Genomic DNA, 17670 nt, shown 5'->3' on the forward strand with positions numbered 1-17670 from the left:
GAATCAGCGCTTATGGAACTCCACCGGCTGCGCTACTTCGTCACGGTGGTCGAGGAGGGCAGCTTCACCCGGGCCGCCGCCCGGCTGCGGCTCGCACAACCCGGCCTCAGTGCCCAGATCGCCCGCCTCGAACGGGAACTGGGGCAGCGGCTCCTCGACCGGACCGGCCGCGCGGTGACCCCGACCGAGGTCGGTACGGCGGTCCTGCCGTACGCGCGTGCGGCGCTGGCGGCGGCCGAGGCGGTGCGGGACACGGCGGCCGAGTTCGCCGGGCTGCTGCGGGGCCGGGTCTCCCTCGGTCTGGTTCCCGGCGCCGCCCCCCTCTTCGACCTCGCGGGGCTCCTCGCCGACTTCCACGCGGACCATCCGGGGGTGGAGGTGGCCCTCTCGGAGGGCGGCTCCGAGGAGATGCTGACCGCGGTGCGGGAGGGACGGCTGGACCTCGCCCTGGCCGGGCTCCCCGGTCCCGGCCCGCTGCCCGGCCTCCGGCTGCGGCCCGTGGTCGACTGCCCGCTGGTCGCGGCCGTGGCCCCAGGCGATCCCCTGGCCGTGGCGACCGGGGCGCCCGGTGCCGCCACCGGCGGTCTGCCCCTCACGGCACTGCGCGGGCGGCGCCTGATCTCGCTGCCGCGCGGGACGGGGGTGCGCGGAGTGCTCGACGGGCTGTGCGCGGAGGCCGGCTTCACCCCTGAGGTCGGTTTCGAGGCGGCCGCCCCCCTGATGCTGGCCCGGCTCGCCGCCCGCGGCATGGGCGTGGCGGTGCTCCCCGCCCTGACCCCGGAGGCGGCCCGGGAGCTGGGGGTCGTCACCCTGCGGCTCGCCGCTCCGGCGGCCCGCGGCCGGGTGGCCCTCGCCTGGCGGGCCGGCACCCCTCCCGCCCCGGCCGCGCGGGAGCTCCTCGGACGCCTGCGGGAGGCGCTTCCGACCCCGCACGAAACGACGATTCCGGCCCCGGGCTCCGGCCCCCCGGAGCGCATGTCCGAACCGGTCGCGGTGCCGGCGCAGGCGCCCCGGGCGGGGGCCGATGGCGGGCCCCGACCGGAAGAATCTGGCCAGGAGCGGCGGTGAGCTGGCAGGATCGCGGCATGCTCGCCTCCCTCTCCCGTGCCGCCCGCCGCCGCCTCCTCGCGGGCGCGGCGGCGCTGCTCGTGGTGTGCGGGCTCCTGGCGTGGTGGCTGGTGCCGTTCGGCGGCTCGGCCCCCCACGGTTCCGTCACCTTCAGCACCGGCGTGCCCACCGGCGTCTACCAGCGGTACGGGGAGCTGCTCCGCCAGGCCCTGGCCCGGGACCTGCCGGAGGTGTCCGTCACGCTGAAGGACAGCGAGGGCTCCCAGCAGAACCTGGCCCGGGTCGCCTCCGGGGAGGCCGACTTCACCGTGGCGACGGCCGACGCGGTCGCCGAGTACGAGCGGGAGCGCCGGCCCGGTCACGAGCGGCTGCGCGGCTGTGCGCGGCTGTACGACGACTATGTGCAGCTGGTGGTCCGCGAGGGCTCCCCGCTGTGGAAGGTGTCGGACCTGCGCGGGCTGCGGGTCGGGGTCGGCCAGGACGGTTCGGGCGTCCGGCTGATCGCCGACCGGGTCCTGGCGGCGGCCGGTCTCGCGCCCGACCGGGACGTGCGGGCCGTCTCGGCGGGCATCGACACGATGCCCGGGCTGCTGGAGCGGGGCGAGCTCGACGCCTTCTTCTGGTCGGGAGGTCTGCCCACCCACGCCGTGCAGGAGCTGTCGCAGCGGTTCCCGATCCGGCTGATCACGCTGGAGGCGGAGCTGGTCGAGAAGCTGCACGAGGCGGGTGACGCGACCCGCCACTACCGCTCGGCGGTGATCCCCGCCGACGCGTACGCGGACGCGCAGGACGGCCGGCCGGTGGAGACGCTGGCCGTCGCCAACCTCCTCGTCACCACGGACGAGGCCGACCCGGACCTGGTGGAGGGCCTCACCCGTACGGTGATCGGCAGCCGGGACCGGATCGGCGGCCAGGTCCACCCGGCCCAGCTGGTGGACCTGCGCACCGCGATCTACACGGAGCCGCTGACGCTCCACGAGGGCGCACGACGGTACTACCGGTCGGTCAAGCCCTGACGGTACGGGCGGCGCGCGGCCGCCGGTCGGTCAACCCCCTGCCGGCACGAGCCGCCGGAGGCCACGGCCCGCGACCGGTGCCCGGCGCGTGACGGACCACGGCGGCGGCCCCGGCCCCGTACCCGCGTCAGTCCGTCCGGCTCTCGGTGCCCGGGCCGTCCGTGGGGGCGTACCGGGGGACCGTGACGGTGACGCGCAGGCCGTGCGGGTCGTTCGGGGCGAAGGCCACGCCGCCGCCGCCCGCGGCGAGCAGGACGCGGGCGATGGAGAGGCCGAGGCCGGAGCCCTTGACGTTCTGGTGACGGCCGGAACGCCAGAAGCGGTCGCCGACGCGGCCGAGCTCCTCCTCGGTGAGGCCGGGGCCCCGGTCCGAGACGACGACGGCGATGTTCTCCCCCGCCGGGACCACCGAGACGGTGACCTCCTCGCCCGCCGGGGTGAACTTCAGCGCGTTGTCGATCACCGCGTCGAGCGCGCTGGAGAGGGCCACCGGGTCCGCCCAGGCCGTCGCGGCGCCGCAGGATCCGGTGAGGCGGACGCCCTTGTCCTCGGCGACCGGCCGCCAGGAGGCGACCCGCTCGGCGGTGAGCGCGCCCACGTCGGTGAAGCGCAGCTCCGGCTTGGTGTGTTCGGCGAGCGCCAGGTCGAGGAGGTCGTCGAGGACCTGGGCCAGCCGCTTGCCCTCGGTGCGGACGGAGGCGATCTCCTCGTTGCCCTCGGGCAGTTCCAGGGCCAGCAGCTCGATCCGCAGGAGCAGCGCGGCCAGCGGGTTGCGCAGCTGGTGCGAGGCGTCGGCGACGAACGCCCGCTGCTGTTCGAGCGACTCCTCCACGTTGTCGGCCATCTCGTTGAACGACCGGGCGAGGCGGCGGAGTTCCGGCGGGCCCCCGGCCGCGGCGACGCGGGAGTTCATGCGGCCGGTGGCGATGTCATGGGTGACGGCGTCCAGGACGCGGACCGGTCGCAGGACCCAGCCGGTGAGCCGGAAGGCGGCGCCGACGGCGAGCAGCATGGCCGCCGCCTCCCCGGCGAAGATCAGCAGCCAGCCGCGCAGGATTCGCGAGCGGAGGTGCCCGGTGGGCGAGTCGGTCACGACGACGGCGACGACGTCGCCGTCCCGGACGACCGGCGAGGCGACGAACAGCCGGGCGTCGCTCTGCCACGGCCAGACCTGCGGGGGGTCGTGGCTGCGGCGGCCGAGCAGGGACTCGTGGTAGGCGCGGCGGCCCTCGCCCTCGGCGGGTACGGCCCAGTCGGTGGGGGCGGTGGCCATGGGACGGTCGTCGCGGTAGAAGACGCCGGCCCGGATGTCGTACACGCCGTGGTAGCTGTCGAGTTCGCCCCTGAGGGTGGTACGGCGTTCGTCGATGCCGGGGCCGTTCTCGCTGACGAACTGGGCGAGGGCGGCGAAGCGGGCGGTGTCGTCGAGCCGGTCGACGACGACCCGCTGCTGCTCGGAGGCGGCGAGGCTGGCGGCGAGCGGGAAGCCGAGGGCGAGCAGCACGCCCGCCATCAGGACGATGAGGAGCGGGAGGAGTCGGGTGCGCACGGGTCGGCCGGCCAGTCGTCGGGGGTCGGTGGTCGTCGGTCAGGACGCCGGGGCGACCAGGCGGTAGCCGACGCCCCGCACGGTCTCGATGAGGGCCGGCATCCGCAGTTTGGAGCGGAGGGAGGCGACGTGCACCTCCAGGGTGCGGCCGGTGCCCTCCCAACTGGTGTGCCAGACCTCGCTGATGATCTGTTCGCGCCGGAAGACGACGCCCGGGCGCTGGGCGAGCAGGGCGAGCAGGTCGAACTCCTTGCGGGTGAGGGCGACACTCTCACCGTCGACGCTGACCCGCCGGGTGGGCAGCTCGATGGTGACGGATCCGAGGCGCAGGAGGCTGCCGGAGCCGGCGGAGCCGCCGGGGGCGGTCTCCTCGGGGCCGGTGCTGCGCCGGCTGACGGCGTGGATGCGGGCGAGGAGTTCGCCCGTGTCGTACGGCTTGACGACGTAGTCGTCGGCACCGAGGTTGAGACCGTGGATCCGGGAGCGTACGTCGGCGCGGGCGGTCACCATGATCACGGGAGTGATGGTGAGCTTCCGGATGCGGCCGCAGACCTGGTAGCCGTCCTGGTCGGGCAGGCCGAGGTCGAGCAGGATCACGCCGAAGGAGGGCCGTTCGCCCTGGGCGGTGGGCAGGACGGCCTGGAGGGCCTCCTCCCCGTTGCGGGCGTGGGTGACGGCGAAGCCGTGCCGGGCGAGCACCGCGGAGAGGGCGGCGGCGACGTGGTCGTCGTCCTCGACGAGCAGCAGTCGCATGCGTTCCTCCTCCGTGGATGGTGGGCGGCCGGGGGACGGCCCGCCGGCCGGCCGGGGCCGGGTGCCGCTTGGCACCGTGGTCGGCAGCACCGTGGCGCCCTTCTGTGTACCAGGTGGTACCAGGGCATGAACGCCGATGGTCGGCGTCACAGTCAAGTGTCCCCCGGTGGCGGGAGTGCTTCCGTTACGCAGCCGGTATGGACGGACGCGTGGAGTGGCGGTGCGCCCGCGCACGGCGTACGGACGTACGGCCGCGCCCGCGTACGGCACCGGAGTCGCGTTCACGCACTGTGTCCGTTTGCGGCCGGATCGTTATCCTCAATTTCCGCTCAGATGTGATGACGGTCGTCACACCGGGTCTCTAGTGTCCTCCCCAACCGAGGAGGACGGAGCAAGAGGCCGATGAGCGGAGTGTCAGTGTCCAAGGGTCCGGGGGACGCACCGCGGGCCGCGGACGATCTGGTCGTACTGTCCGGTGTCAACAAGCACTTCGGCGCGCTGCATGTCCTCCAGGACATCGATCTCACGATCGCCCGCGGTGAAGTCGTCGTCGTCATCGGCCCCTCCGGGTCCGGCAAGTCGACGCTGTGCCGGACGATCAACCGGCTGGAGAGCATCGACTCCGGGACGATCACCATCGACGGCAAGCCGCTGCCGGCCGAGGGCAAGGAGCTGGCCCGGCTCCGTTCCGACGTGGGCATGGTCTTCCAGTCGTTCAACCTCTTCGCGCACAAGACGGTGCTCGAGAACGTGATGCTGGGGCAGATCAAGGTCCGCAGGACGGAGAAGAAGGCGGCGGAGGAGAAGGCCCGTTCGCTGCTCGACCGGGTGGGCGTGGCCACGCAGGCGGACAAGTACCCGGCGCAGCTGTCCGGCGGCCAGCAGCAGCGTGTGGCGATCGCCCGCGCGCTGGCCATGGACCCGAAGGTCATGCTGTTCGACGAGCCGACCTCCGCGCTCGACCCGGAGATGATCAACGAGGTCCTGGAGGTCATGCAGCAGCTGGCCAGGGAGGGCATGACGATGGTGGTGGTCACGCACGAGATGGGCTTCGCCCGCTCCGCGGCCAACCGGGTCGTGTTCATGGCCGACGGCCGGATCGTCGAGCAGGCGACGCCCGACGAGTTCTTCAGCAATCCGCGCAGCGATCGCGCCAAGGACTTCCTGTCCAAGATCCTTCACCACTGAGCGAGTTCGGACCTATCCTTCCCAACTCAACGCTAGTCAAGGGACGTTCCTCCATGAAGCTCCGCAAGATCTCCGCCGCCGCCTCGGCCGCCGTCGTCCTCGCGCTCACCGCCACCGCCTGCGGCTCCGGTTCCGACTCGGGCAGCAACGGCGACAAGATCAACATCGGCATCAAGTTCGACCAGCCCGGCCTGGGCCTGAAGACTCCGGACGGCACGTACGCCGGCTTCGACGTGGACGTGGCCCGTTACGTCGCCAAGGAGCTCGGCTTCGCCGAGGAGAAGATCAACTGGAAGCAGGCGCCCTCCGCCGAGCGCGAGAACATGATCAAGAACGGCGACGTGAAGTTCATCGTCGGCACGTACTCGATCACCGAGAAGCGCCTCAAGGAGGTCGACTTCGCCGGCCCGTACTTCGTGACCCACCAGGACCTGCTGGTGCGCGCCGACGACAACTCGATCACCAAGGTCGAGGACCTCAACTCCAAGAAGCTCTGCTCGGTCACCGGCTCCACCTCCGCGCAGAACGTCAAGGACAAGCTGGCCCCGAAGGCCGACCTCCAGCAGCTCGGCGGCTACTCCGAGTGCCTGACCGGCCTGGAGAACAAGGCCGTCGACGCCCTGACCACGGACGCCTCCATCCTCGCGGGCTACGCCGCGCAGAAGGAGCACCAGGGCAAGTTCAAGCTCGCCGGCCTCTCCCTGAGCGACGAGAACTACGGCATCGGCCTGAAGAAGGGCGACGCCGACCTCAAGGGCAAGATCAACAAGGCGCTGGAGAAGATGGTCTCCGACGGCACCTGGGACAAGCTCGTCAAGCAGCACTTCGGCCCCTCGGGTTACAAGAACGACCCGGCGCCGAAGATCACCGGCTGAGCCACCCCGCCCGGTCCGTGACGGCCGCCCCGTTCGCGGGCGGCCGTCACACCGGCACCGGCCGCTGCCCACGCACCGGCCTCCACACCGACCGACCACCAGGGGAGAGCGCGGGGCATCGTGTTCGACTTTCTTGATTCCGGGCAGTACGACCTGCTCGGCGCCTTCTGGGTGACGGCGAAACTCGCCCTCTACTCGGCGATCGGCTCGCTGATCTGGGGCACGGCCCTGGTCGCCATGCGGGTCAGCCCGGTCCCGCTGATGCGCGGTTTCGCCACCGCGTACGTGAACATCGTCCGCAACACCCCGCTGACGGTGGTCATCGTCGGCTGCCTGCTGGGCCTCAACCAGACCCTGCTCATCACGCTCGGCGGGGAGCGCTCCGAGGACATCGGCTTCCGGCTCGCCGTCCTCGGCCTCATCGCGTACACCGGCACCTTCGTCTGCGAGGCGCTGCGCTCGGGCATCAACACCGTGCCGCCGGGGCAGGCCGAGGCCGCCCGCGCGCTGGGCCTGACCTTCACCCAGGTCCTCGCCCTGGTCGTCCTCCCGCAGGCCTTCCGCGCCGCGGTGGCCCCGCTCGCCAACGTCCTGATCGCCCTCACCAAGAACACCACCGTGGCAGCCGCGATCGGCGCCGCCGAGGCGGCGTTCCTGATGAAGGAGATGATCGAGAACGAGGCCGACGCGCTCTTCGCCGTCTTCGCCCTCTTCGCCTTCGGCTTCATCGTTCTCACCCTCCCCACCGGCCTGATCCTCGGCTGGGCGGCCAAGCGACTGGCGGTGAAGCGATGAGTTCCGTCCTGTTCGACACTCCCGGCCCGCGCGCCAAGCGGCGCAACGTCCTCTACACGATCGCCTTCGTGGCGGTCCTCGGTCTGGTGGCCTACTGGGTGCTCTCCGCCCTGGCCGCCAAGAACCAGTTGGACGCGGACAAGTGGAGCCCCTTCGTCACCGATGCCGAGGTATGGACGACGTACCTCCTGCCCGGCCTCACCGAGACCCTCAAGGCCGCCGCGCTATCCATCCTGATCGCGCTGCCCCTCGGCGCGGCCCTCGGCATCGGCCGGCTCTCCGACCACCGCTGGGTGCGCGTGCCCGTCGGCGCGATCGTCGAGTTCTTCCGCGCCATCCCGGTGCTGCTCCTGATGATCTTCGCGAGCCAGCTCTACGCGAAGTTCACCACCGTCAGCTCGGACTTCCGCCCGCTGTACGCGGTCGTCACCGGCCTGGTGCTCTACAACGCCTCGGTGATCGCCGAGGTCGTCCGGGCCGGCGTGCTCTCGCTGCCCCGGGGTCAGAGCGACGCGGCCGTGGCGCTCGGCATGCGCAAGGGCCAGAGCATGCTGTACGTCCTGCTGCCGCAGGCGGTGACCGTCATGCTGCCGGCCCTCGTCAGCCAGCTCGTGGTCATCGTCAAGGACACGGCGCTCGGCGGCGCGGTGCTCGGCTTCGGCGAGCTGCTCAGCCAGAACCGGCAGATCACGGCCAACTACGGCGCCAACACGATCGCCACCCTCACGGTGATCGCGCTGATCTACATCGTCCTCAACGCCCTCCTGACCAGCTTCGCCGGATGGCTGGAGAAGCGGCTCCGGCAGGGCCGGAAGACCCCGGTCGCGCAGGTCCCCGCCCAGGGCGGCGCGCCCGAGCTGTCGTCGCAGGCCGTCAGCGAGGTCTGACCCGGACGGGGTCCGCGACAGGACCGAAGCGGGCGGGTGCGGCACTGACCTCACGTCAGCCGCACCACGCCCACCCCGTCACTTGACGCGAAACCCTCCGGTGGGTTGCATACGGTCTGTGATCAAGCACCGGGCCCGTGCCACACTGAGCTGTGCTGTCCCCATGACCGTCCGGCCTTCAGGAGCCGTGCCGTGGACCCGGTGATCGTCGTGGGCGCGGGGCCGGTCGGTCTCGCGCTCTCCCTCGCCCTCGCGGCGCAGGGCGTGCCCAGCGTCGTGCTCGACGAGGGTCCTGGCACGGAGGAACCCCGCCCCGCGCGCACGGTCGTGCTCCGCGCCGACATGGCCGCGACGGTCGAACGGCTCGGCTGCACCACCCTGCGTGACGAGGGCCTCCGCTGGGTCGCCTGGCGCGGCGTGCGCCGCCGTCAGGTGGTCCGCCGGCTCACCCTCGACCTGGGGCTTTCCGGTACGGGCGAGGAGGGGGCGGACGGCCCGGCGGCCCCCCTGCACATCCCGCAGCACGCGCTCGCCCGGGGCCTGCGGGACGCCGTCTCCCGGGAGAGGCTGATCCAGCTGGTGACCGAGGCCCGGCTCGACACGATCGAGCAGGACCGTGACGGGGTCACCGCCCGCACCCGGGGCCCGGCCGGCACCTGGTGGCGCGGCAGCCATCTCGTGGGCTGCGACGGCGCCCGCTCCACCGTGCGCAAGCTGCTCGGCGTCCGTTTCCCCGGCCGTACGGCGGTGGAACGGCACGCCGTCGCCGCGCTCCGCACCGAACTCCCCTGGCCCGGCGAGGCCCTGCTGCACCGTCAGCCGCCGTGGCGCGCCGGCGGCGAGGAGATCTCGGCCCGGCCGCTGCCCGACGGGGTGTGGCGGATCGACTGGCTGCTGCCGCCCCGGGGCGAGCTGGTCACCCCGGACGTGCTGGTGACCCGGATCCGCGAGACCCTGGCCGGCTGGTGCGACGGCACCACTCCCCCGTACGAGCTCCTCGACACCGGCGTGTACACGCTGCACCACCGGCTGGCCCGGCGCTGGCGCGTGGACCGGGTGCTGCTCGCCGGGGAGGCGGCGCACCTGCTGGGCGCGGTCGGCACCCAGGGCCTCGACGAGGGACTGCGGGACGTGGACAACCTCGCCTGGAAACTCGCCCTGACCTGGCATCAGGGGGCCTCGGACGCCCTGCTCGACAGTTACCAGAGCGAGCGCCGCCCGGCCGTCGCGGCCCGGCTGCGCGCGGCGGACCACTCGCTACCGGTGCTGCGCGGCGGCGGGGGGCTACGGAGCTACCTGCCGGGGGCCGCGCGCGGCCACGACGCCCTCCTCTCCGACGCGCAGGTGGGGCGCGGCCCGCTGGGCGCGCCTCCGTCGTATCCGCACTCCCCGCTCGCGCCGCTGCCCGCCGAGGGGAACGCCCCGGTGGGCACGCCGGCCGGCTCGCCGGTCGAGGACGTCCGCGTGACGGCGCCGGACGGGACGACCGTACGGCTCCGGGACCGGCTGGGCCAGGGCCGCCTGCTGGTCCTCCTGGTCGCCCCGGGCACGGGGGTGTGGGACCGGCGGCACTGGCGCGGCGCCGGGGTGATGCCGCGTCTGGAGGAGGCGGTACGCGCCCTGCCGGTGAAGGCCGAGGTCCTGGTGACGGAGGCGTACCCGGGCGCCGCCGCCCACGCCGTCCTGCTCATCCGGCCCGACGGGCACCTCGCCGCCTCCTTCGCGGGGGTCCGCCCCGAGGAGCTGTACGCGGCCGCGGACGCGGTCCGCGGCGGCGCCCCGGACGCCCCGGTGGCCGTGGGCAGCGACCGTACGGTGGACGTGCGTTGATTCCGGCGGGCGCGCGTGGTGTACTCCGGAGCGTGACCGACACCGATGTGCGCCTGTGGCGGAGGGTTCATATGGACCTTCTGCGGTACGCGGGCTGCGTGTGTCGTCCGTCCTGCTGATCCCGCCGTTTTCCCGCGCGCGCCCTGCCGCCTTTCCGTCCTGACGCCTGCCCGGCCGTCCTCCGGCTTCCGCCCTGCCGACGCCCGGGTCCCGCGGACGCTGCCGGGCCGGCGCGCGCGTCCACTCGCGCTCCCCAGGACGGTCCTTTCGTGTCTCAGTCTTCTCCCCTGCCCCCGCACGTCCCGGTGCCCTCGTCCGGTGCCGCTCCCGAACTCCCCGCCTCCCGGGGCTGGTCCGCCGAGGGCGGTGCTTCCCGCGGCGCCGCGTCCGGTGCCCCCACCGCGGCCGATCTCCTCGACTTCGTGCGCCGCACCGCCGCCGACCGCGCGCTCGTCGCCTCCCTGCCGCTCGATCCGGAGGGCCGTACCTGGGTGCGGCTCGACGGCCCCGGTGGCAGTGAGGCCTGGCTCATCGGCTGGCCGCCCGGCACGGGCACGGGCTGGCACGACCACGCCGAGTCGGTCGGTGCCTTCGCCACGGCGGCCGGTTCCCTGACCGAGCACGCGCTGGCGGTGCGGCTCCCGGCACGCGGCTGGAAGACGCTGGAACTGGCCGAGGGGGTCGACCGCCCGCGGCGGCTCCCGGCGGGCGAGGGCCGCGCCTTCGGCCGTCACCATGTGCACGAGGTGCTCAACGAGTCTCCCGACACCCACGCGGTGTCGGTGCACGCCTACTACCCGCCGCTGCCGCTGATCCGGCGCTTCAGCCGGACCGGCGCGGTGCTCCGCCTGGAGCAGGTCGAGCGCCCGGAGGACTGGCAGTGAGCGCGACGACGAGGAGGGACGGGTCGGTGACCGGGGAACGGACGGACGGCGGTCGGGTGACCGCGGGCGCACGGGTGGGGATCGACGAGCTGCTGGAGCGGGTCCGGTCGGGCCTCGACCGGATCGAGCCGCGCGCCGCCTACGAGGCGTACCGCGCGGGTGACGCGCTCCTGGTGGACACGCGCTACGCCGCCCTGCGCGAGCGGGACGGACTGATCCCGGGCGCGCTGGTCGTGGAGCGCAACGAGCTGGAGTGGCGGCTTGACCCCCTGGGCAGCCACCGCGCGGCCGAGGCGGTCGGCCATGACCTGCGGGTGGTGGTCCTGTGCAACGAGGGCTACGCCTCCTCCCTGGCGGCCGAGTCCCTCCGCCGCCTGGGTCTCCACCGGGCCACCGACCTCATCGGCGGCTTCCAGGCCTGGAAGGCGGCGGGCCTCCCGGTCCTCCGGCCGGCCAGGGAACGCTGAGGGGGCCGGGAGACCGCGAGGTCCGGCCGGCCGGCTGCGAGGAGGTGGCCGGCCGGGCCGGCGGTCCGGGACTGGACGGGTCCAGGGGCGGTATGGGGCGCTGAGGCGGTCCGGGGACGCCACGCTGAGGCGACCCAGGGGCCGGCGGTCCGGGGAGGCCACGCTGAGGCGACCCGGGGGCCGGCGATCCGGGGACGGGCCGGGCCGGGGCGCTGAAGGACTGGGCGGCCCGGGGCTCTGAGAGGCCGGGCCGAGGCTGGGTGTCCCGGGCGGCGGCGGGCGCGCGGAACGGGGGCCGGGGCGGGACCGGGCGAGCCGTGTCGGCGCGCGGCGGGTCAGAAGGGCTCGTCGAGGCCCTCCGTGTCCTCGCCCTCGGCCTCCAGGGCCTGGCGGACGACGCGGAGCGCCATGCCCTCGGGGTAGCCCTTGCGGGCGAGCATCCCGGCGAGCCGGCGCAGGCGCCGGTCGCGGTCGAGGCCCCGGGTGGCACGGAGCTTGCGCTCGACCAGGTCGCGGGCGGTGGCCTCCTCCCGCTCGGAGTCGAGCCGCTCCACCGCCTCCTGGATCAGGGCGGGCTCGACCCCCTTGGTCCGCAGCTCCCGGGCGAGGGCGCGGCGGGCCAGGCCGCGGCCGTGGTGGCGGGACTCGACCCAGGCGCCGGCGAAGGCGGCGTCGTCGATGAGCCCCACGTCCTCGAAGCGGGAGAGCACCTCTTCCGCCACCTCGTCGGGGATCTCCCGCTTGCGCAGGGCGTCGGCGAGCTGCTTCCGGGTGCGTGGGGTCCCGGTGAGCAGGCGCAGGCAGATCGCCCGCGCCCGCTCGGCCGGATCCTGGGGTGACAGCTCCTTCTCGGCCCTCGACGAGTCGGGGCTGTCACCCGGCCGTTCGGTGCGACCGGTCACCGGTTCAGCTCTTGGCCGCGGTGGCCTTGGTCGCCTTCACGGCCTTGGCCGCGGGGGCCGGGACGCCCTTGGCGGCGTCGTCCGCGCCCGCCGCCTCCGCACCGGCGGCCGCGTCCGCGGCGGGTTCGGCCGACGGGGCCTCCGGCCGGACACCGACGCCGAGCTTCTCCTTGATCTTCCTCTCGATCTCGTTGGCGAGGTCGGGGTTGTCCTTCAGGAAGTTGCGGGCGTTCTCCTTGCCCTGGCCCAGCTGGTCGCCCTCGTACGTGTACCAGGCGCCGGCCTTGCGGACGAAGCCGTGGTCGACGCCCATGTCGATCAGACCGCCCTCACGGCTGATGCCCTGGCCGTAGAGGATGTCGAACTCGGCCTGCTTGAAGGGGGGCGCGACCTTGTTCTTCACGACCTTGCAGCGGGTGCGGTTGCCGACCGCCTCGGTGCCGTCCTTGAGGGTCTCGATGCGCCGGATGTCGATGCGCACGGAGGCGTAGAACTTCAGGGCGCGGCCACCGGTCGTGGTCTCCGGCGAGCCGAACATCACGCCGATCTTCTCGCGGAGCTGGTTGATGAAGATCGCGGTGGTCTTGGACTGGTTGAGCGCGCTGGTGATCTTCCGGAGCGCCTGGCTCATCAGGCGGGCCTGGAGACCGACGTGCGAGTCGCCCATCTCGCCCTCGATCTCCGCGCGCGGGACGAGCGCGGCGACGGAGTCGATGACGATCAGGTCGAGCGCGCCGGAGCGCACCAGCATGTCGACGATCTCGAGCGCCTGCTCACCGTTGTCCGGCTGGGACAGGATGAGGTTGTCGATGTCGACGCCCAGCTTGCGGGCGTACTCGGGGTCGAGCGCGTGCTCGGCGTCCACGAAGGCGACCTGGCCGCCGGCCTTCTGCGCGTTGGCCACGGCGTGCAGGGTCAGGGTCGTCTTGCCGGAGGACTCGGGGCCGTAGATCTCCACGACACGGCCGCGCGGGAGGCCGCCGACGCCGAGGGCGACGTCGAGGGCGGTCGATCCGGTGGGGATCACCTCGATCGGCTCCTGGATCCGGTCACCCATGCGCATCACGGCGCCCTTGCCGAATTGGCGTTCAATCTGTGCGAGCGCGGCGTCGAGCGCCTTCTCGCGGTCGGTTCCTGCCATGGGTTCCACCCGGTTTGCTTGAGTCGATCGCTTCATGTGAAAGACGCTAACCCCTGCCACTGACAATGGGCCCCGGCGTCCCCTCCGGCCTGTGGACAACTCGGCGGTGAGCCCGTGATTCCAGGGGCCGGACCCTCATGAGAAAGCATGTTCGATTTTAGTGTCAAGCACGCCACGCAGGGGCCCGCGGGGAGCGTCCGGCGCCGCCCGCCCACGTGGCCGGCTCGGGGCCGATCTTCTCCACCCGTGTCTGTCCGTCGAGTCCGATCGGCACGCGCTCAGGGTTCGTCGGCGCGGGCCGGGGAGGGGCGGCGCCGCCCCTCCCCACACCCGCCACCCCGCCGGAAACCGCACCACGGGGGCGTTGTCGGACCCGTGTGCGAGCGTGGGGTGCGGATCGGACGACAGCACAGGGGGAGCGGTGACCGGAGAGAGCGACGGCTGGGCCGGGATGGGGTGGGACTGGACGGATGCCGACGGCATCCGCCGGCGCCTCGACGCGGGCGCGGACCCGGAGCGCGGGCCGGGGGGCCGGCCGCTGCACCGGGCGGCGGTGTTCGGTTCCCCGGAGGTCGTGGCGGAGCTGGCCGCCCGCGTGACGGACGTCGACGCCCTGGAGAACGGCGTGACGGCCCTGTGGGACGCCGTCCTGGCCAGGAGACCGGAGAACGCGCGTGCTCTCGCCGCCGCCGGCGCGGACCCCTGGCGCGTGTCGCTCGGCGGCTGGTCACCGGGCCGGCTGAGCCTGGCCGGGCCGACCCCGGATCTGTTCCCGGTGCCGGAGGGCATCCGTCTGACCGACGCCGAGCGGGCGGCGGTGGAGGAGGCCCGGCGGCTCACCGCGGCCCTGGGCACCTTCCACCACGAGGGGACGGGCCTCGCCTGCGTGGCCGGGATCGACGCGGAGGAGGCCGTCCGCCGTCTCGACGGGCTGCCCGTGGACGACGACTTCATCGACGAGCTGAGGGAGGACCCGTACGCGTACGACCTGGACGAGACCCTGTGGATCGTCGGCGTGACGTCCGTGCCGGGCGGCTGCGTCGTCACCCAGCCCTGGGGATACGCGCCGCAGATGCCGGGCGTGCTGACCCGGCTGTCCGCCGGGACGGTCTGCTACGGCCTCTACGCCAACCCCAAGAGCGGCAACCAGGGCATGATCGCCCGCGACGGCAGGATCGAGGGTGCGGAGCTGCACCCCGGCGGAGGACCGGACGTGAACGACGGCCCCGCGGACGTGCTGGCTGCGTACCTCTACCAGAACGATCCCATCGGCTACTCCTGCGCCTTCACGGGGCTGCGTCCGACCGGCCGGCGAGCCGTGGTCGGCCCCGCCGACCTCTGGATCGAGCTCCCGCGCGCCGACTACTGGAGCCCCTGACACGGAGCGCGGCGGGGCTCGGCGGCGCCGTGAACACCCGCGCACGCCCACCCGTACGGCCGAGCGACAAGATCACCCGATCGTGAGTTTCGCCGTGCTCTGCCCCGGCCCCGCGCCATGCTCGGTGGCGGCGGCGCGTCCGGTGCCGCCCGGACGTGCGGGGTGGAAGGCGACATGCGAGAAGCGGGACGGCGCGGTCTGGACGAGCAGGCCCTGCTGGTGGCGGCCGGGCTGGCCGATCTGGCGGTGAGCGCCCTGGGCACGGCCCTGGGGACCGTACGGGGGCTGCTGCGCCGCTCGGACGCCACGGAGCTGGCGGCGCAGGCCGAGCAGGACCTCGCCGCGCGCGGACGCCTGGTGCTCGACCGGTACGCCGCGGCGCCGCCGGCGCACCTGGAGGTGCTCGCCCGGCACGCCCTGGCCGCCCGGGAGCGGACCTCCGATGACGTCTGACGGGTGGGAGCCGGCCGCGTTCAAGGCCCGCGTGGACGAGGTCCTGCGCCGGTTCGTCGCCGAGGAGGCCGACCGGTTCGCCGAGATCGACCCGGCCCTCGCGCCGGTGGCCGCCCAGCTGGAGGCCGCCGTCGCGGACGGCAAGCGGCTGCGGGCGGCGTTCTGCTACTGGGGCTGGCGCGCGGCCGGCCAGCCGGACAGCGACGCGCTGGTACGGGCGGCGGCGTCCATGGAGCTGGTGCACGCCGCCGCCGTCGTGCACGACGACCTGATCGACGACAGCGCCCTGCGGCACGGACGACCCACCGTCCACGTCGCCCTGCGCGGAGCCGTACGGAACCGTCCCCCGGACGACCTGCGCGGCGGCGCCGGCACGGACACCGCCGCGCGGTCGCTCGCGATGCTCGTGGGCGACCTGCTCATGGCGCTGGCCGGGCAGCTGTTCGCCATCTGCGGCCTGCCCGCCGCCTACCTGGGCCGGGCCCGGCCGCTGTGGACCGTGATGGCCCGGGAGCTCATCGCGGGCGAGTGCCTGGAGATCCTCCGTACCGGAGCCGTGCACGACACGGAGATTTCGCTGAAGGTGATCCGCTACAAGACCGCCAAGTACACCGTGGAGCAGCCCCTGCTGATCGGTGGCGCCCTCGCCGGAGCCGGCGCGCGGCTCCGTGAGGGCTACTCGGCGTACGGGCTGCCGCTCGGTGAGGCCTTCCAGTTGCGCGACGACCTGCTCGGCCTGTTCGGCGACCCGGCCGTGACCGGGAAGGCCGGCACCGACGACGTCCGGGGCCACCGGCCCACCGCCCTCCTGGCGGAGACCTGGCGCCTCGCCGGCGACGAGGACCGTGAGCGGCTGCGCGCGCTCCTCGGCCGGCAACCGGACGCGGAGGCGCTGGAGACCGTCCGCGGGGTGATGCGGCGGCTGAAGTCCCCCGACCGCGTGGAGGACATGATCGGCGCCCGGGTCGAGGAGGCGCTGGCCGCCCTCCACGACCTGGTGCTGCCGGCGCGTGCCGCCGCCGCCCTGACCGCCCTGGCCCGCTCGGTGGCGGTCCGCCTGGCGTGACCCCGCACCGGCCCCTCGCCGGACCGCCGCGCCGGACCCGCACCGTTCCCGGCCCCCGCGCCGCCCTCCCCGTACCCCCGCGCCCGCCGCGTACGTCCGCACCGCCGGCCCCACGGCCCCGCCCTCCGTGGCCGATCCCGTCCCAGACAAGGAGTCCCCTCCCGTGACCTACACCGAGGCGTCGATGGCCGCCCTGCGCCAGGCCGGTGACGAACTCGCCGACGCGACCGTGGCCGCACTCTTCGAGAGCGGCCAGGTGGGCACGTTCAACACGCTCATGCGGTACGTCTCCACCGCGGGAGCGCCCCTCCCCGAGGGGCTGCCGGACGTCGCGCGGGAGTACCTGGAAGCCACCCGCACCCCGCCGAGCTGGGTCGACTGGGCGGAGATGGAGAAGGCACGGCTGTTCTTCATCGACAACAACGTGCACATCTCCACGGCCCTCTCCTTCGCGGCGATGCCCGCCTGTTACGTCGTCCCGCACGTGGCCAAGCTGCTGTCGGCGACGCACGGCCTGAACTACCCCTCCAAGCGCATGGCGGAGACGGGCCAGTTCACCGTCTACCTGATGCAGCCGGACGCCTTCGAGGCCGGCAGCCGTTTCATCCCGGCCGCCCAGAAGGTCCGTCTCCTGCACGCCTCCATCCGCCACCACCTCCTGCGCGAGAACCGGTGGGACACCGCCGCGCTCGGCACGCCGATCTGTCAGGAGGACATGCTCGGCGGGCAGATGTTCTTCTCGATGCTCGTCCTGGACAGCCTCCACCGCCTCGGCATCCACATGTCGACGGAGGGGGCGCGGGCCTACTACTACGCGTGGCGGGTGGTGGGCGCGATGCTCGGCGTCGACCAGGACGCCGTCCCCAAGACCCTCGAGGAGGCCCGGCAGTTCCTCGACCTGTACATGATCCGGCACATGGGCCCTTCCGAGGAGGGCGTCCGGCTGACCCGTCAGCTGATCGACCTGTACGAGGAGGTCGTGCCCGGCACCCTCTTCGACCCCATCGTCTCGGCCCTGATCCGCCACCTCGTCGGCGACACCTGCGCGGACTGGCTCGGTGTGCCGCGCACCCGCTGGGACACCCTCGTCAAGGCGGTGCCCCACCTCCTCGGCGTCCTGGAGACCGTCGAGGACCGCTTCCCGCTCGGCGCCTGGGCCCTGGACCGTCTCGGCCACCTCACCACGATCTTCGAGCTGTCCTCCCTGACCCGCGGCCGCGTCATGCACTACGCCATCCCCGAGGACCTCCGCAAGGAGTACGGCGTCCCGGGCACGGTGCCCCCCACCCACCGGTGGACCCCGCCGCCGGCCACCGTCTCCTGACCGGCGGCTCCACCGGGCCCGCGGCACACCGGGCACGCCGTCGGCGGCTCGAGGGTGGAGGACCCCTCCGCAACGCCCGTACCTCGCCTTTCGG

The 17670-nt window shown here is 73.6% G+C and carries 18 protein-coding genes; 14 read left to right on the forward strand and 4 right to left on the reverse strand.

The window, feature by feature from the left end; all coding sequences use genetic code 11:
* The first annotated feature begins 12 nt into the window (after positions 1–12).
* Positions 13–1068: a LysR family transcriptional regulator gene (locus ABTY40_RS09895; protein ID WP_352059043.1), complete on the forward strand. Its 1056-nt coding sequence runs from the start codon at positions 13–15 to the stop codon at positions 1066–1068.
* Between the two features lie 17 nt (positions 1069–1085).
* Complete coding sequence (locus tag ABTY40_RS09900; protein ID WP_352059083.1) at positions 1086–2084, forward strand: TAXI family TRAP transporter solute-binding subunit; 999 nt, start codon at positions 1086–1088, stop codon at positions 2082–2084.
* 127 nt (positions 2085–2211) lie between these two features.
* On the opposite strand, the gene ABTY40_RS09905 is transcribed toward ABTY40_RS09900, so the two are convergent.
* Together ABTY40_RS09905 and ABTY40_RS09910 are read right to left on the reverse strand one after the other, a co-directional pair.
* Complete coding sequence (locus ABTY40_RS09905; RefSeq protein WP_352059044.1) at positions 2212–3633, reverse strand: HAMP domain-containing sensor histidine kinase; 1422 nt, start codon at positions 3631–3633, stop codon at positions 2212–2214.
* A 39-nt stretch (positions 3634–3672) separates the two neighbouring features.
* Complete coding sequence (locus ABTY40_RS09910; RefSeq protein ID WP_352059045.1) at positions 3673–4386, reverse strand: response regulator transcription factor; 714 nt, start codon at positions 4384–4386, stop codon at positions 3673–3675.
* Positions 4387–4788: 402 nt separating this feature from the next.
* On the opposite strand from ABTY40_RS09910, the gene ABTY40_RS09915 reads away from it, so the two are divergent.
* The 8 genes from ABTY40_RS09915 to ABTY40_RS09950 all read left to right on the forward strand — a co-directional run bounded on the left by ABTY40_RS09915 (position 4789) and on the right by ABTY40_RS09950 (position 11312).
* Entirely contained in the window at positions 4789–5574 is a 786-nt protein-coding gene (locus tag ABTY40_RS09915; protein ID WP_345284196.1) for an amino acid ABC transporter ATP-binding protein, read from the forward strand.
* Positions 5575–5627: 53 nt separating this feature from the next.
* Positions 5628–6449, forward strand: a complete 822-nt coding sequence (locus ABTY40_RS09920) for a glutamate ABC transporter substrate-binding protein (RefSeq protein ID WP_352059046.1) — start codon at positions 5628–5630, stop codon at positions 6447–6449.
* Between the two features lie 120 nt (positions 6450–6569).
* On the forward strand, positions 6570–7244 hold the full coding sequence (locus tag ABTY40_RS09925) for an amino acid ABC transporter permease (RefSeq protein ID WP_352059047.1): 675 nt from the start codon (positions 6570–6572) through the stop codon (positions 7242–7244).
* On the forward strand, positions 7241–8131 hold the full coding sequence (locus ABTY40_RS09930) for an amino acid ABC transporter permease (protein ID WP_345284190.1): 891 nt from the start codon (positions 7241–7243) through the stop codon (positions 8129–8131). Before ABTY40_RS09925 ends, ABTY40_RS09930 begins: the two co-directional genes overlap by 4 nt.
* Before the next feature lie 192 nt (positions 8132–8323).
* The gene (locus ABTY40_RS09935) at positions 8324–9961 is read left to right on the forward strand and encodes an FAD-dependent monooxygenase (RefSeq protein WP_352059048.1); all 1638 of its coding nucleotides are present in this window, start codon (positions 8324–8326) and stop codon (positions 9959–9961) included.
* A 47-nt stretch (positions 9962–10008) separates the two neighbouring features.
* Positions 10009–10080, forward strand: coding sequence for a putative leader peptide (locus ABTY40_RS09940; RefSeq protein ID WP_310851512.1), 72 nt, complete (start codon positions 10009–10011; stop codon positions 10078–10080).
* A 150-nt stretch (positions 10081–10230) separates the two neighbouring features.
* Positions 10231–10845 (forward strand): cupin domain-containing protein, encoded by a 615-nt coding sequence (locus ABTY40_RS09945; protein ID WP_502990531.1) that lies wholly within the window; start codon positions 10231–10233, stop codon positions 10843–10845.
* A 26-nt stretch (positions 10846–10871) separates the two neighbouring features.
* Positions 10872–11312 (forward strand): rhodanese-like domain-containing protein, encoded by a 441-nt coding sequence (locus ABTY40_RS09950; RefSeq protein ID WP_352059049.1) that lies wholly within the window; start codon positions 10872–10874, stop codon positions 11310–11312.
* Positions 11313–11647: 335 nt separating this feature from the next.
* On the opposite strand, the gene recX is transcribed toward ABTY40_RS09950, so the two are convergent.
* Together recX and recA are read right to left on the reverse strand one after the other, a co-directional pair.
* Positions 11648–12214, reverse strand: coding sequence for a recombination regulator RecX (gene recX / locus ABTY40_RS09955; RefSeq protein WP_352059050.1), 567 nt, complete (start codon positions 12212–12214; stop codon positions 11648–11650).
* Positions 12215–12218: 4 nt separating this feature from the next.
* Positions 12219–13355, reverse strand: a complete 1137-nt coding sequence (gene recA, locus ABTY40_RS09960) for a recombinase RecA (protein ID WP_352059051.1) — start codon at positions 13353–13355, stop codon at positions 12219–12221.
* A 421-nt stretch (positions 13356–13776) separates the two neighbouring features.
* On the opposite strand from recA, the gene ABTY40_RS09965 reads away from it, so the two are divergent.
* The 4 genes from ABTY40_RS09965 (at position 13777) to ABTY40_RS09980 (ending at position 17576) form a co-directional block, all read left to right on the forward strand.
* Entirely contained in the window at positions 13777–14733 is a 957-nt protein-coding gene (locus tag ABTY40_RS09965; protein WP_352059052.1) for an ankyrin repeat domain-containing protein, read from the forward strand.
* A gap of 174 nt (positions 14734–14907) precedes the next feature.
* Positions 14908–15186: a polyprenyl synthetase gene (locus ABTY40_RS09970; protein WP_352059053.1), complete on the forward strand. Its 279-nt coding sequence runs from the start codon at positions 14908–14910 to the stop codon at positions 15184–15186.
* The gene (locus ABTY40_RS09975; protein WP_352059054.1) at positions 15176–16252 is read left to right on the forward strand and encodes a polyprenyl synthetase family protein; all 1077 of its coding nucleotides are present in this window, start codon (positions 15176–15178) and stop codon (positions 16250–16252) included. The genes ABTY40_RS09970 and ABTY40_RS09975 overlap by 11 nt, the downstream gene beginning before the upstream one ends.
* 163 nt (positions 16253–16415) lie before the next feature.
* Positions 16416–17576, forward strand: coding sequence for an oxygenase MpaB family protein (locus tag ABTY40_RS09980; protein WP_352059055.1), 1161 nt, complete (start codon positions 16416–16418; stop codon positions 17574–17576).
* The last annotated feature ends 94 nt before the right edge of the window (positions 17577–17670 follow it).

The organism is Streptomyces sp. NPDC126503, from assembly GCF_040302405.1.
Lineage (GTDB): Bacteria > Actinomycetota > Actinomycetes > Streptomycetales > Streptomycetaceae > Streptomyces > Streptomyces gulbargensis.

Coding starts and splice junctions, on each gene's coding strand:
- ABTY40_RS09915 (WP_345284196.1), top strand. CDS start 4,789: ATGAGCGGAGTGTCAGTGTCCAAGGGTCCGGGGGACGCACCGCGGGCC.
- ABTY40_RS09900 (WP_352059083.1), top strand. CDS start 1,086: ATGCTCGCCTCCCTCTCCCGTGCCGCCCGCCGCCGCCTCCTCGCGGGC.
- ABTY40_RS09975 (WP_352059054.1), top strand. CDS start 15,176: ATGACGTCTGACGGGTGGGAGCCGGCCGCGTTCAAGGCCCGCGTGGAC.
- ABTY40_RS09895 (WP_352059043.1), top strand. CDS start 13: ATGGAACTCCACCGGCTGCGCTACTTCGTCACGGTGGTCGAGGAGGGC.
- ABTY40_RS09920 (WP_352059046.1), top strand. CDS start 5,628: ATGAAGCTCCGCAAGATCTCCGCCGCCGCCTCGGCCGCCGTCGTCCTC.
- ABTY40_RS09930 (WP_345284190.1), top strand. CDS start 7,241: ATGAGTTCCGTCCTGTTCGACACTCCCGGCCCGCGCGCCAAGCGGCGC.
- recA (WP_352059051.1), bottom strand. CDS start 13,355: ATGGCAGGAACCGACCGCGAGAAGGCGCTCGACGCCGCGCTCGCACAG.
- ABTY40_RS09970 (WP_352059053.1), top strand. CDS start 14,908: ATGCGAGAAGCGGGACGGCGCGGTCTGGACGAGCAGGCCCTGCTGGTG.
- ABTY40_RS09910 (WP_352059045.1), bottom strand. CDS start 4,386: ATGCGACTGCTGCTCGTCGAGGACGACGACCACGTCGCCGCCGCCCTC.